A 12,412-nucleotide genomic window follows, 5' to 3' on the forward strand; every position below is an offset into this window, starting at 1 on the left:
GGCGCCCCAAGCAGAGGTAATGTCTCGGCCATCGATCCCGGGGGTGCCCGCAAGGGCTGAGATGGGCAGGCGCCCAGTCCCTTTGAACCTGATCCGGTTAGCACCGGCGTAGGAAGAGGAAGCCATGAGCCTGCACGTCACCGTCAACGGCGAATCCAAGAGCTTCGATCGCAGCCTCAGCGTGCACGGCATGCTGGCCGCGCTCGGGCTGGATCCGAAGAAGATCGCGGTCGAGCGCAATCTCGAGATCGTGCCGCGCTCGACCTATGACGCGGTCATGGTCGCGAACGGCGACCGCTACGAGATCGTCCATTTCATCGGCGGCGGCAACGCGCCACCGGAGCGTACCCGCGAGGGTGAGCGACCAAACAAAGAAGCCCCGGAGGACAAGCCCTTCGTCCTCGCCGGCAAGACCTACAAGTCCCGCCTGATCGTCGGCACCGGCAAGTACAAGTCCTATGCGGACAACGCCCGCGCCCTCGAAGCCAGCGGGGCGGAGATCGTCACCGTCGCGGTGCGCCGCGTGAACCTCACCGATCCCGATCAGCCCAAGCTGGTGGACTTCATCGATCCGAAAAAGGTCACCTACCTGCCCAACACCGCCGGCTGCTTCACCGGCGAGGACGCGGTGCGCACCCTGCGCCTGGCCCGCGAGGCCGGCGGCTGGGACCTCGTCAAGCTCGAAGTTCTGGGCGAGAAGAAGCTGCTCTATCCCGACATGATCGAGACGCTGCGCGCCACCGAGATGCTGAGCAAGGACGGCTTCAAGGTGATGGTCTATTGCAGCGACGATCCCTTGATGGCCAAGCGGCTCGAAGACCTCGGCGCCGTCGCGATCATGCCGCTCGCTTCGCCGATCGGTTCGGGCATGGGCATCCAGTCGACGGTGAACATCCGCCTCATCATCGAGGACAGCAAGGTACCGGTGATCGTCGATGCCGGCATCGGCACCGCCTCGGATGCGGCGGTGGCGATGGAGCTGGGCAGCGACGCGGTCATCTCGAATTCCGGCATCGCCATGGCGAAGGACCCGGTGAAGATGGCCGCCGCGATGAAGCTCGGCGTCGAAGCCGGCCGCCTCGCCTGGCTCGCCGGCCGCATGCCGAAGAAGAACTACGGCGATCCCTCGAGCCCGATGACGGGACTGATCTAGGGTCTGTACTCGATAAAATGGATGTCACCGCCCGCAATCGCGGTCCATGACACGTTGTTGGTTGGGCTGATGCCAGTTGGAGCCGTTGCGCCTAGGGCTTCGTCATCCGCGCCAGAGTCTCCGCGTCGATCTCGCCGGAATGCACCTTGCCGTCGACGATGAAGGTCGGCGTGCCGCTGACGCCGATCCGGCGCGCCAGCGCATGCGCCGCCGCCAGCGTCTTGTCGGTCGCAGGATCCTTCATGTCGGCGATCAGCCTGGGCATGTCGAGCCCCGCCGCCTTGGCGTCGCGGTAGAGCGTGTCCATGTCGATCGCGCCCTTCTCGCCCATCATCGCGAAGGAGAAGGCGATGTACTTGTCCGGCTGCCGCCGCGCCGCGACAGCGGCCCGCGCCGCCGCGTCGGACATCTTCCCGAAGATCGGGAAATCGATGAAGGCGAAGCGCGCGTCGCCCTTGTGCGCCTCGTAGAACGTCTTGATCACCGGAAAGGTGTTGCGGCAGTGGACGCAATTGTAGTCGAAGAACTCCACCAGCGTCGTGCGCGCGGCCGCCGGGCCGCTCACATAGGCGAGGTTCGGATCGAAGAAGGTCTTCAGCCCCGCCTTGTCGACCGCGGCCTGCCGCGCCTGTTCGGCGCTGTCCTCGTCGTCCTGCTCGCGGTCCTGCAGCTTGGCCGTCACCTCGAGCAGGATCTGCGGATGCGCGAGCAGATAGGCGCGCACCTGGCGTCCGTCGAAGTGCTCGCGCTGCGGGAAATAGCCGAGCGCCGCGGCGCCGAACACGATGCCGATCGCGAGAACGGCACCGCCGAGCGCCCCCAGCAGGGCCGTCTTCCATTGGAAGGCCATGCGACCGCCTAGCGTTGCTGCTGCTGCCGCGCCAGCGGCATGGAGACGGCGACGATGTCGTTGGCGCGCTGCCAGTCCGACGAGCCCTGCGCCAGTCCGTGCTGCGCGCGCTGCGCGAAGACGACCGCCGGGCCGTAGGCGCCGACCGCGTAATAGCGTTCCGCCGTCGCGAGATTCGCCATCGGCTCGTTGCCCATCTGGCTGTACGCCGCCGCCGCCTCGTACCACGCGAACGGATCGTCGTCCTCGCGCTGCAGCGCCGCCTTCAGATTCACCAGCGCCGGCTGCGCCAGGGCCGGCCGTTCGGTCGCGAGCTGCGCCGCAGCCAGCGCGACCCGCAGCTGGGAGGCGTCCGGCATCAGGTCGACGCATTTCTGGAACGCCGCGACGCCGAGCTCGGGCTTGGCCATGCTCACATAGATCTGCCCCAGCACTTCGTAGAAATACGGATTGTTCGGCTCGTCCTTGATCAGGCTGTTGATCTCCGCCAGCGCCTTGGGCAGGTCGGGCTTGCGCGAATAGGCCATGGCGCGGGCATAGCGCGCGGGCTTGCTCATATCGCTCGGCGGATAGCGGTTGAACAGCGTCTGCAGCGGTTCGATATAGCCGGCGAGCTTGGCCTGCAGCATCTCGTATTCATGCTCGACCGCCGGATCCTCGGGCACGTCCTTGTAGGGCGATGCCTCCACCTCGGTCTCCAGGTTGGCGACGCGGTCGCGGCCCATCGGATGGTCGGAGGCATAGGGATCCATGCGGTCCTGCGCCCGCGCTTCCTCGTCGGCGAGCCGCACGAAGGTCGCGAGCAGGCCGCGCGACGATTGATGCGTCTTGTTGAGCAGCTTGATCGCGATCTGGTCGGCGGTCGCTTCCTGCACCCGGCTGAAGGCGTTGAACTGCTGCTCGGCGAGACCTTGACCGCCCATCAGGATCAGCATGCCGGCCTCGCCCGCGCCCGCCGCGATCGCCGCGATGCCGACGATCATCGACAGCAGCATCGGCACCATCGCCTTCTGGATGGCGGCGGAATCGCGCGACAGATGCCCGGCCACGATGTGGCCGGTCTCGTGCGCCATCACGCCTTTGAGCTCCAGCGAGTTCTTGGCGAACATGATCATGCCGCTCTGGATGAACATGTTCTGGCCCTCGGCGACGAAGGCGTTCACCGAGGAATCGTTGACCAGATAGATGTGCACGCCGGCCGGATCGACGCCGCCGGCCTTGAGCAGCGGGTCCTCATAGGAGCGCAGGGCGCGCTCGGTCTCGGTGTCGCGCAGCAGCAGGATGCCTTGCGCCGCCGCCGGGCCGACCTGTATCGCAAGTGCGGTCACGATCCCGAAAAGAAAGGCCAATGGCCGCGCGCGGCGGGAAACCGCATCGCGCAGGACGCGGAAACGGAGCAAAGGGTTGCAAAACGCCAAGGCTTGAACTCTCCTAAAGGTCCCCGCGCCCCTCGTCCGGTGGGGACCGTATGTGGCCGCGGAACCTGCGTCAACGGACGTGCGGCGCCTGTTAACCAGCTGGGAAATATGACACCGATGCTTCGTTTGCGGATATTGGCTTGCGCTTCGAGCCTGCTGCTTCTCTCCGGCTGCTCCTTCGACCTGAACCAGCCGCTGCAGGTCGGCGGCGGCCCCGTCGCTGTCGATCTCACCTCGGGCGGCGGCGGAAGCGGTGGCGGCGGCGGCAAGGCGCTCGTCGTCGGCGACGAGCCCTTCGCGGTGAAGGTGGGGGCCGCGATCCTGCAGCAAGGCGGCTCGGCCGCCGATGCGGCGACCGCGATGTACTTTGCACTTTCCGTAACCTATCCGGTCGCGGCCGGGCTGGGCGGCGGCGGCATCTGCATCCTGCGCGATGGTGCGAGCGGCCGGACCGAGGAATTCGACTTCCTCGCCCGCGACTCCAATGGCGGCGGCGCCTATGCGGTGCCCGGCAATGTCCGCGGCTTCGCGCTGCTGCAGAGCGCCTATGGCACCTTGCCCTGGCAGCGCGACGTGGCGCCGGCCGAAGCCTATGCCTCCGCGGGCTTTCCGATCTCCAAGGCCCTGTCGACGCGTATCGCCACCGCGCAGGACGTGATCCGCCTCGATGCCGCACTCGCGGCCGAATTCCTCGACGAATCCGGCAATGCCAAGCCGGCCGGCAGCATCGTGTCCAATCCCGATCTCGCCCAGACCCTGGCGACGATCCGCACGCAAGGACCGAACGGCTTCTATCGCGGTCCCGTCGGGGCGCGCATCCTCGCCTATTCCTCGTCCCAGGGCGGCGGCCTCACGGTCGCCGAATATGCCCGCTATGCGCCGCAGCGTACGGCGCCCCAAGCCATGCAGCTCGGCAACCAGTATGTCTACCTGCCGTCGCAGAACACCGGTGCGGGCGCCTTCGCGGGCGCGCTGTTCGACACCTTGAACCGCGCCCAGCAGACCAGTGTGGGCGCGAACGACCTGCAGGCCTCCGTCATCGTCGCGGTGAAGCAGGCCCTCGCGCGCTTCAAGGTCAGCAACCTGCCGCAGGATCTCGGCGCCACCGGCTTCGCGGCCACCGACTCGGCCGGCCAGTCCGTCGCCTGCGGCGTGACCATGAACGGCCCCTTCGGCTCCGGCCATAATGCGCAGGGCACCGGCGTGACGCTGGCGCGCGCCCCGTCCTCGGGCGAAGCGGGGCTCGCCGCGGCCTTCCTGACCCCGGTGATCGCGACGGAAGGCAGTGGCACGCTCTCCCTCGCGGGCGTCGGCGCCGGCGGCCCGAACGGCACCGCCGCGATGGGCTATGCCCTGGCGCGGCTCGCCCATGGCGACGGCCTGATCCGCCGCGCCGATCTGCGCTCCACCGGCGTCGCGCCTTACGACACGATCAACGCGATCACCTGCCAGGGCGACGCCTGCGTGGCACTCCCCGACCCCGGCGCCAACGGCCTGGGCGCCGCCGGTGACGCCGGGCCGTAGCAGCGGCTTCCGAGACCTTTTCGCCTCCGTCTTCGCCTTGTCGTCGCGAAGAATGCGCTTGACTTTTTAGTTTTGAAAACGGTTAAATATTCCAGAAATAGTGAAGGATATGGCCATGCTCGACAACGCCCGCGACGAGCGTTCGATCTTCCGCGCCTCGGTGATCTATCAGGACGACCGGGCGGCGCTCGATTGGCTGGCGAAAGCCTTCGGCTTCGAGACCGCGCTGATCATCACCGACGACGCCGGGACGCTCGTCCATGCGGAGATGCAATATCGCGGCGCCCTGGTGATGATCGCGCGCAAATTCGCCGACGCGCTGGAGAGCCCCAAAGCGCTGGGCGGCAAGAGCACGCAGCTGCTGCACGTCCATGTCGACACCGATATCGATGCGCATTTCGCGCGCGCCCGGGATGCCGGCGCCGTCATCCTGCAGGAGCCGTCCGACCAGTTCTACGGCGACCGCACCTATCGCTGCGCCGATCCCGAAGGCCACATCTGGGTCTTCGCGCAGACCGTGAAGGTGTTGACGCTCGGCGAGATGGAGCAGGCGAGCGGCCTGACGCTGCGCGAGACGCTGTGAAGGGCCGTGCGAAGCTCGACACCGTGCTGGCGGCGCTCGCCGATCCGCAGCGCCGCCGCGTGGTCGACCTATTGTCGGAACAGCCGCGTCCCGCCGGCGCGCTGGCCGCGGCGGTCGGCGTCAGCCCGCCGGCGATGAGCCGCCAGCTCCGCCTGCTGCGCCAGTCGGGCTTGGTCGAGGAACGCCATGACGGCCTGGACGCCCGCGTCCGGATCTACAGCCTGAGGCCCGAACCCATGACCGAGCTGAAAGACTGGTTGGCGGAGACCGAGGTCCTGTGGGGCCGCCAGCTTCTCGCCTTCAAGGCGCATGTCGAGAAGCGGCCGAAGGCGGGCCGCAGATGAGCAGCATCCTCGTGTCCGTCCGCGTCCGTGCCGCTCCGCAGGCGGCCTTCGACCTCTTTACGCGCGAGATCGCGCTGTGGTGGCGGCCCAGCCCGCTCTTCCGCTTCACCCCGCGCGACGGCGGCGTGCTGAGCTTCGAGGGCGGGGAGGGCGGCCGTTTCATCGAGACGCTGCCGAACGGCAAGGTGTTCGTGATCGGCCGTATCCTCGTGTGGCAGCCCGGCGCGCGGCTGGTCTTCGGCTGGCGCCAGGCGACCTTCACCAAGGATCAGAACACGCAGGTCGAAGTGCGCTTCGAAGCGGTCGGCGAGGAGACCCGCGTGACGGTGGAGCACACGGGCTGGGACACCGTGCCGGACAGCCACGTCGCGCGCCACACGGCCTCGAACCTCGTCTTCCTGCGCCGCCACGGCGAATACTGGCAGGGCCTGCTCGCGTCGTTCGCGGCAAGAGCGAAGTAGCTTTCCTCCCCCGTAACCACGGGGGAGGAAAGCTCGAGAGGAAAAATTCCGCGCAACGAAATATCGTTCGTTGCAGCGCACAACGTGGACTTATCCCCGCGGCGTGCACGATTTCACCATGCGATCCGCGGCGTCCGCAGGGCGCCCGCGGGGATAACTCCGTGTACGAATTATTTTCCTACAGGCCTTGAACCGAGTCGGTCCAACACCCATCTCGTCTATGTCCCCAAAATTGCATCGCTGCCGTCGGCCCCCCTTGGGAGCCGCTGCAGGCGCGTTTATGCTCGCGCCCACTTCAGGAGGCGCGCCATGATCGTCATCGTTCCTTATCGCCCCGAATGGCCCGCCGAATTCCGCGCCATCGCCGAGCGCCTGCGGGATGCGGGCGGCGATGCGATCCTCGCGATCCATCACATCGGATCGACCGCCGTGCCGGGGCTCGCCGCCAAGGACATCATCGACATCCAGATCACCGTCGCCGCGCTCGACACGCTGCGCCTGCCGTTGCCGGGATTCGTCCGGGGGGCGCCGGTCACCGATCATTGTCCGCCGGGTCTCACCCTTCCGCCCGCCGAGCTCGAGAAGCGCTTCTACAAATCCGAGGCGCGGCCGGCCAATGTGCATGTCCGTGTCGCCGGGCGCTTCAACCAGCGCTATCCGCTGCTCTGCCGCGATTATCTTCGCACCCATCGCGGCGCGGCGGACGCCTATGGCGAGATCAAGCGGCAATTGGCGCGTCTCGTCCCGGACGATGTCGAGGCCTATTACGACGTCAAGGATCCGGTGTTCGACATCATCATGGCCGGCGCCGAGGACTGGGCCGCGAGCACCGGCTGGACTGTGCCGCCGGGCGATTGAGGTCCGTACTCGATAAAATAAAATGTCATGGCCCGCGCCCTTCGACGCCGCCGCAGGCGGCGTCGAAGGGCGCGGGCCATGACAAGTTGTTGATGATGCGACGCCAATTGAGTCCAGACCGTAAGACGCGTCGCCCTCAATGGTTCGACAGCTGCACCGGGTTGCCGTCCGGGTCCTTGCCGTCGCACAGGCTGAAGCCTTCGCCGACGTGCACCTTGCCGAAGGTCGCGCCGCGCGCGACCAGCTTGGCGCGCGTCGCGGCGACGTCCTTGGCGTAGAACACGATCTTGGGGCCTTTGCGACCGGGGGAGGCGGGGCCGGAATGCAGCGCGATGCGGATCGGGCCGGCGGCGAATTCCCGCCAGCCCTTCTCGTCGGTGACGCGTTTGAGCCCGAGCACCTCTTCGTAGAACGCGCTCATCGCGTCCATCTTGCCGGTGAACAGGATGATCCGCGCGAGCTTCATCGCGGCGCTACGACTTGAAGGCCCGCTGCCACCAGCCCTTCTTGGGCGTGGCCGGCTTGGCGTCGTCGTCCTTCGGCGTGGTGTCGATCTCGTTCGCTTCGTTCAGCGACCAGGACGGCGACGACGCCGCGTTCGGGCTGACGCGCGGACGATGATCGCCTGGCGTGGTGTCGATCTCGTCGGGCTCGCCGAACCGGTTCGTGCCGAACGATGCGGGTGTCTGCGAGACCGGCGGCGCCACCACCGCGACCGGCGGCACGATCGGCGTTTCATCGGCCGTCACGGGTGCCTGCTCGTCGCCCTCGGCGAACCGTTCGCGATTGCCGCCGCGGCGGCCGCGCCGGCGCCGGCGCTTGCGGCGCTGGCCGTCCTCGCCCACCGGACCGGGCTGTCCGCCGGTGTCCGGATCTTGCTCGTCCGCGAGCGTCTTGACGCCGGTTTCCATCGACTCCGCACCGGCGTCTTCGCCGATCGCGACCGGTTCTGCGGCGGTGGCTGTCGCATCGCCCTGCGGCCGGGGAGCGCGCTCGTCGCGGCTGCGTCCGCCGCGATTGCGGCCGCCCCGGCGGCGCCGGCGGCGTCCGTCGCCCTGTTCGCCGTCCCGCGGTTCGCGGCGCGGCCGTTCCTGTTCTTCTTCCGGCGCGGCCTCGACCGCGTCGGCGATGACCGCGTCTTCAACCTGGAGCTCTTCCTCCTCGACGTAGTCGGCGTCCTCGTCTTCCATCGGCGCCGTGCTCATCGTGGCGAGGGCCGGGCGCGGGAAGTCTTCCGGATTGCGATGGCCGACGCGGTCGATCTCGAAGGCGCCCGCCATCAGCTCGGCCTTGGGCTCGAAATTGATGGTGATGGAATATTCGCTCTCCAGCCGCGACAGCTCGCGCCGCTTCTGGTTCAGCGTGTAGATCGCGACGTCGCTGGCGACGCGGACCGTCAGGCCCTCGGCGCGCTGCTTCTGCGCCTCTTCCTCCAGGCCGCGCAGCACGCGCAGCGAGGTGGATTCGACCGAGCGCACGATGCCCTGGCCGCCGCAATGCGGGCAGGGGACGGTCGAGCCCGCGACGACGCCGGCGCGCAGGCGCTGGCGGCTCATCTCCAGGAGGCCGAACTGGCTGATCTTTCCGATCTGGATGCGGGCGCGGTCGTTCTTCACCGCGTCGCGGATGCGCTTCTCGACGTCGCGGTCGTTGCGTCCGTCCTCCATGTCGATGAAGTCGATGACGATCAGGCCCGCGAGGTCGCGCAGCCGGAGCTGCCGTCCGATCTCCTCGGCGGCTTCGAGATTGGTCTTGCGCGCCGTCTCCTCGATGGAGTGCTCGCGCGTCGCCCGGCCGGAGTTCACGTCGATCGAGACCAGCGCCTCGGTCTGGTTGATCACGATATAGCCGCCGGATTTCAGCGTGACGGTCGGCGAGAACATCGCGTCGAGCTGCGCCTCGATGTGGTAGCGCTGGAACAGCGGCACCGGCTCGCCATAGGGCTTCACGTTCTTGGCATGGCTGGGCATCAGCATGCGCATGAAGTCCTTGGCGTTGCGGTAGCCCGCCTCGCCCTCGACCGTGATGTCGGCCACGTCCTTGTTGTAGAGGTCGCGGATGGCGCGCTTGATCAGGTCGCCTTCCTCATAGACGCAGGCCGGCGCGATGGAGTTGATCGTGGTCTCGCGGATCGTGTCCCACATGCGAAGGAGGTATTCGTAGTCGCGCTTGATCTCGACCTTGCTGCGGTTCTCGCCCGCGGTCCGGATGATCAGGCCCATCCCCTCGGGCAGCTCGAGCGCCTGCGCGGCCTCTTTCAGCCGCTTGCGGTCGCCGGCATTGGTGATCTTGCGGGAGATGCCGCCGCCGCGGGGCGTGTTGGGCATCAGCACGCAATAGCGGCCGGCCAGCGACAGATAGGTGGTCAGCGCCGCGCCCTTGTTGCCGCGCTCTTCCTTGACGACCTGGACGAGGATGATCTGGCGCCGCTTGATGACTTCCTGGATCTTGTAGTGGCGCCGCTTCACCCAGCGCTGCGAGGGGCGCTGCGCCTGCAGCGGCTGGGCATGCTCGCCTTCCGCAGCGGCCGGCTGTTCACCGTCGAGCGGCTGCTCCGACGCGGTCTGGATGTCGGGCACGTTCTCCGTGACTTCGGGAACCGGGGTCTCGACGTGGAAGCCGTCCTCGGCCGGAACGTGGGAGGCCGCGGCTGCGGCGGTCTGCTCGTCGACGACGCCGGCTTGGTCTTCGGCTTCGGCGACCGCGTCGATCTCCTCGTCTTCATGGCTGTGATGGACATGCGCCGGCGGGACGTCGTGCTCGTCTTCGTCGTCCTCCTCGTCCTCGTCTTCTTCATCGTCTTCGTCATCGGCCGCGGCGCCGGGATGCTCGAAGACGTCCTCGTGTTCGTCGTCGGAACTCGCCAGGGCCGGATGTTCCGGCTCCGGACCGTCCTCGGTCGGCAGCGCGTCCTCGGCCGCGGGCGCCGCTTCGGCGGTCTCCTCGCCGGCCGGAGCCACTTCGACCTCGTCGCCTTCCTCTTCTTCTTCCGGAAGCGGCGGCTTGGGGCCGGAGGAGATCTCGAAGGACTCGATGTCGTCTTCCGAGCGGCGCCGGGCTTCGGCCTCCTGCTCGGCGATCAGCGCCTGCCGGTCGGCGATCGGGATCTGGTAGTAGTCGGGGTGGATTTCCGCGAAGGCCAGGAAACCCTGGCGGTTGCCGCCATATTCGACGAAGGCAGCCTGGAGCGACGGCTCCACGCGCGTCACCTTGGCGAGATAGATGTTGCCTTTGAGGGGCCGCCGCGTCGCGGCCTCGAAATCGAATTCTTCGACTTTGTTACCGTCTAGGACGACGACCCGGGTCTCTTCCGGGTGGCTGGCATCGATCAGCATACGCTTGGGCATGGGATTCTCCGTGCGGCCGCGCACCGTCTGCCGCGCTTATGCGCGCCGGGCAGAGGATGGACCGCGTTGTTGGGGACATGCGCCGGGCCACCGCCGCCCGCAGCTCTGCTGCGGAATCGGGACGAAGGGCTCGCGCTGTGTCGGTCATCACAAAATAAACTTCAGCCGGCCGGGCCGGCGGCGGGATGCTGCTGCAATGGAAGGATTCCTGCGCTCGGGCCCCGCTCGACAAGGACGAGGGAGCCGGCCGGCGCGATCTCCGGACCACCGCACCGAAAAGCCCGGACACCCCTGTGTCCGGCCGGCGCAGCATGAACATGTTGTAGGGTCGCTCCGCCGCAACGGCAAGAGGAACCCACGGATTCATTGTAAAAGGCCTCAGGTGCTAAGGATTCGTAAATGGTTTACACCCAGTTTCCACAGGGTGGGCGCGGGTAATCCATGATGAATCGCCGCTTGACCATAATCCTAGGCGCCGTCGGCCTGGCAGGCGCTGCCCTGGTAACGGCGGCGATCGGCGCGGATCCCGACGCCGCGAAGGCGGGCGACGACCTTATCTCGCACATCCTGAAGGATGACCGCCCCAATCCGGTTCCGCCGCCTGCCGCGAAGCCATTGGCCGCCAAGCCGTCCGCCGGCCCGGTTCCGATCGTCATGAGCGCCCGGATCGGCGAGCATGCCGACCGCACGCGCTTCGTGGTCGAGATGTCCGATCCGGTGCAGATGCGGGTCTTCACCTTGGCCAACCCGGATCGCGTCGTGATCGACATGCCGGCGGTGCAGTGGCACCTCGACGGCCCGCCGCGCCCGACCGGCAATGGCGCCGTGAAGAGCTACCGCTATGGCTTGTTCCGCTCGGGCAATTCGCGGTTTGTCATCGACCTGAACAAGCCCATGAAAGCCGGAGACCCGCTCGTCCTGCCGCCCAGCGGCGGCTATGGCTACCGCGTCGTGATCGACCTCTTTCCCGCCACGCCCGATCAGTTCGAGCACAATTCCGGCTGGCCCGCCGACCTGAAGGCGCGCGAAGCCGCCGCCGAGCAGCTCGCCGCCCTGCCGCCCGCCCCGGCGCCGGTGCTGGAGCAGAAGCGCATCGTGGTCATCGATGCCGGCCATGGCGGCATCGACTCCGGCACCAGCGGCGTCAATGGGTTGATGGAGAAAGATCTTGTATTGGATGAAGCGCTGCGGCTCGGCCGCGAGCTTGCCCGGCGCGGCTATACCGTCCACCTGACCCGCGACACCGACGTGTTCATTCCCTTGCGCGAGCGCGTCAGCATCGCGCGCTCCTGGCACGCCGACCTGTTCATCTCCCTGCATGCCGATTCCAATCCCGATCCCAACGTCAACGGACTGTCGATCTACACGCTGTCCGATTCCGGCTCCGACCGGGAGGCGGCGGCGCTGGCGCGCAAGGAGAATCAGTCGGACGTCATCGCCGGCGTCGATCTCGGCGGCGGCAACTCGACCGTGGCGCCGATCCTGATCGACCTGGCCCAGCGCGACACCATGAATCGTTCGTCACGTTTCGCGACCGGCGCGGTCTCCCTGCTGACCGGCGCAACGGACATTTTGCCGCGCCAGCCCCACCGCTCGGCCGGTTTCGTCGTCCTCAAGGCGCCGGACGTGCCCGCCGTGCTGGTCGAGCTGGGCTACCTTTCGAACGCGGGCGATGCCGACCAGATGAACACGGTGCGCTGGCGCACCGGCGTGGCCAACGCCCTGGCCTCGGCGGTCGAAGGCTATTTCCGGGGCGGAACTCCATAGCGGCACGCGTCTGTGACCGGGGCGGGACGGGGCGCCGCCGACCAGAAAACGAATACCTTCCCAGCGCCACATTCGGCCGATAAGAAGGCGGCCAGCAGAGGGATCAG

11 protein-coding genes and 1 riboswitch are annotated in these 12,412 nt (G+C 67.5%); of the genes, 7 read left to right on the forward strand and 4 right to left on the reverse strand.

Annotated features, from left to right (window positions below; genetic code table 11):
* Positions 1 to 29 precede the first annotated feature (29 nt).
* Positions 30 to 132: riboswitch (TPP riboswitch) on the forward strand.
* Positions 125 to 1,153, forward strand: coding sequence for a sulfur carrier protein ThiS (thiS, locus tag WDM91_01275; protein ID MEI9993198.1), 1,029 nt, complete (start codon positions 125 to 127; stop codon positions 1,151 to 1,153). (Overlaps the previous riboswitch by 8 nt.)
* A 91-nt stretch (positions 1,154 to 1,244) precedes the next feature.
* Here the strand turns inward: thiS and WDM91_01280 are convergent, their stop codons facing one another.
* Both WDM91_01280 and WDM91_01285 read right to left on the reverse strand, forming a co-directional pair.
* The gene (locus tag WDM91_01280) at positions 1,245 to 2,003 is read right to left on the reverse strand and encodes a thioredoxin domain-containing protein (protein ID MEI9993199.1); all 759 of its coding nucleotides are present in this window, start codon (positions 2,001 to 2,003) and stop codon (positions 1,245 to 1,247) included.
* An 8-nt stretch (positions 2,004 to 2,011) separates the two neighbouring features.
* Positions 2,012 to 3,352, reverse strand: coding sequence for a M48 family metalloprotease (locus tag WDM91_01285; GenBank protein ID MEI9993200.1), 1,341 nt, complete (start codon positions 3,350 to 3,352; stop codon positions 2,012 to 2,014).
* A 177-nt stretch (positions 3,353 to 3,529) separates the two neighbouring features.
* Between WDM91_01285 and WDM91_01290 the strand changes: the two genes are divergently transcribed.
* The 5 genes from WDM91_01290 (at position 3,530) to WDM91_01310 (ending at position 7,191) form a co-directional block, all read left to right on the forward strand.
* The gene (locus tag WDM91_01290; GenBank protein MEI9993201.1) at positions 3,530 to 4,945 is read left to right on the forward strand and encodes a gamma-glutamyltransferase; all 1,416 of its coding nucleotides are present in this window, start codon (positions 3,530 to 3,532) and stop codon (positions 4,943 to 4,945) included.
* Positions 4,946 to 5,060: 115 nt separating this feature from the next.
* Positions 5,061 to 5,528: a VOC family protein gene (locus WDM91_01295; protein MEI9993202.1), complete on the forward strand. Its 468-nt coding sequence runs from the start codon at positions 5,061 to 5,063 to the stop codon at positions 5,526 to 5,528.
* A complete protein-coding gene (locus tag WDM91_01300) occupies positions 5,525 to 5,872 on the forward strand; it encodes a metalloregulator ArsR/SmtB family transcription factor (GenBank protein ID MEI9993203.1) in 348 nt (115 codons plus the stop codon). The genes WDM91_01295 and WDM91_01300 overlap by 4 nt, the downstream gene beginning before the upstream one ends.
* A complete protein-coding gene (locus WDM91_01305; protein ID MEI9993204.1) occupies positions 5,869 to 6,333 on the forward strand; it encodes an SRPBCC family protein in 465 nt (154 codons plus the stop codon). Before WDM91_01300 ends, WDM91_01305 begins: the two co-directional genes overlap by 4 nt.
* Before the next feature lie 309 nt (positions 6,334 to 6,642).
* The gene (locus WDM91_01310; protein MEI9993205.1) at positions 6,643 to 7,191 is read left to right on the forward strand and encodes a GrpB family protein; all 549 of its coding nucleotides are present in this window, start codon (positions 6,643 to 6,645) and stop codon (positions 7,189 to 7,191) included.
* Positions 7,192 to 7,327: 136 nt separating this feature from the next.
* On the opposite strand, the gene WDM91_01315 is transcribed toward WDM91_01310, so the two are convergent.
* Both WDM91_01315 and WDM91_01320 read right to left on the reverse strand, forming a co-directional pair.
* A complete protein-coding gene (locus tag WDM91_01315) occupies positions 7,328 to 7,657 on the reverse strand; it encodes a VOC family protein (protein MEI9993206.1) in 330 nt (109 codons plus the stop codon).
* 7 nt (positions 7,658 to 7,664) lie between these two features.
* Positions 7,665 to 10,538 (reverse strand): Rne/Rng family ribonuclease, encoded by a 2,874-nt coding sequence (locus WDM91_01320; GenBank protein ID MEI9993207.1) that lies wholly within the window; start codon positions 10,536 to 10,538, stop codon positions 7,665 to 7,667.
* Positions 10,539 to 10,994: 456 nt separating this feature from the next.
* Here WDM91_01320 and WDM91_01325 point away from each other — a divergent pair, with 456 nt between their 5' ends.
* Entirely contained in the window at positions 10,995 to 12,305 is a 1,311-nt protein-coding gene (locus tag WDM91_01325) for an N-acetylmuramoyl-L-alanine amidase (GenBank protein ID MEI9993208.1), read from the forward strand.
* Positions 12,306 to 12,412: the final 107 nt, after the last annotated feature.

It is taken from the genome of Rhizomicrobium sp. (assembly GCA_037200385.1).
In the GTDB taxonomy this organism is placed as follows: Bacteria; Pseudomonadota; Alphaproteobacteria; order Micropepsales; family Micropepsaceae; genus Rhizomicrobium.

What these genes read in the sequence shown, in the direction of transcription:
- WDM91_01315 (MEI9993206.1), bottom strand. Translation starts at nt 7,657, where the DNA reads ATGAAGCTCGCGCGGATCATCCTGTTCACCGGCAAGATGGACGCGATG.
- WDM91_01310 (MEI9993205.1), top strand. Translation starts at nt 6,643, where the DNA reads ATGATCGTCATCGTTCCTTATCGCCCCGAATGGCCCGCCGAATTCCGC.
- WDM91_01295 (MEI9993202.1), top strand. Translation starts at nt 5,061, where the DNA reads ATGCTCGACAACGCCCGCGACGAGCGTTCGATCTTCCGCGCCTCGGTG.
- WDM91_01280 (MEI9993199.1), bottom strand. Translation starts at nt 2,003, where the DNA reads ATGGCCTTCCAATGGAAGACGGCCCTGCTGGGGGCGCTCGGCGGTGCC.
- WDM91_01305 (MEI9993204.1), top strand. Translation starts at nt 5,869, where the DNA reads ATGAGCAGCATCCTCGTGTCCGTCCGCGTCCGTGCCGCTCCGCAGGCG.
- WDM91_01320 (MEI9993207.1), bottom strand. Translation starts at nt 10,538, where the DNA reads ATGCCCAAGCGTATGCTGATCGATGCCAGCCACCCGGAAGAGACCCGG.
- thiS (MEI9993198.1), top strand. Translation starts at nt 125, where the DNA reads ATGAGCCTGCACGTCACCGTCAACGGCGAATCCAAGAGCTTCGATCGC.
- WDM91_01290 (MEI9993201.1), top strand. Translation starts at nt 3,530, where the DNA reads ATGACACCGATGCTTCGTTTGCGGATATTGGCTTGCGCTTCGAGCCTG.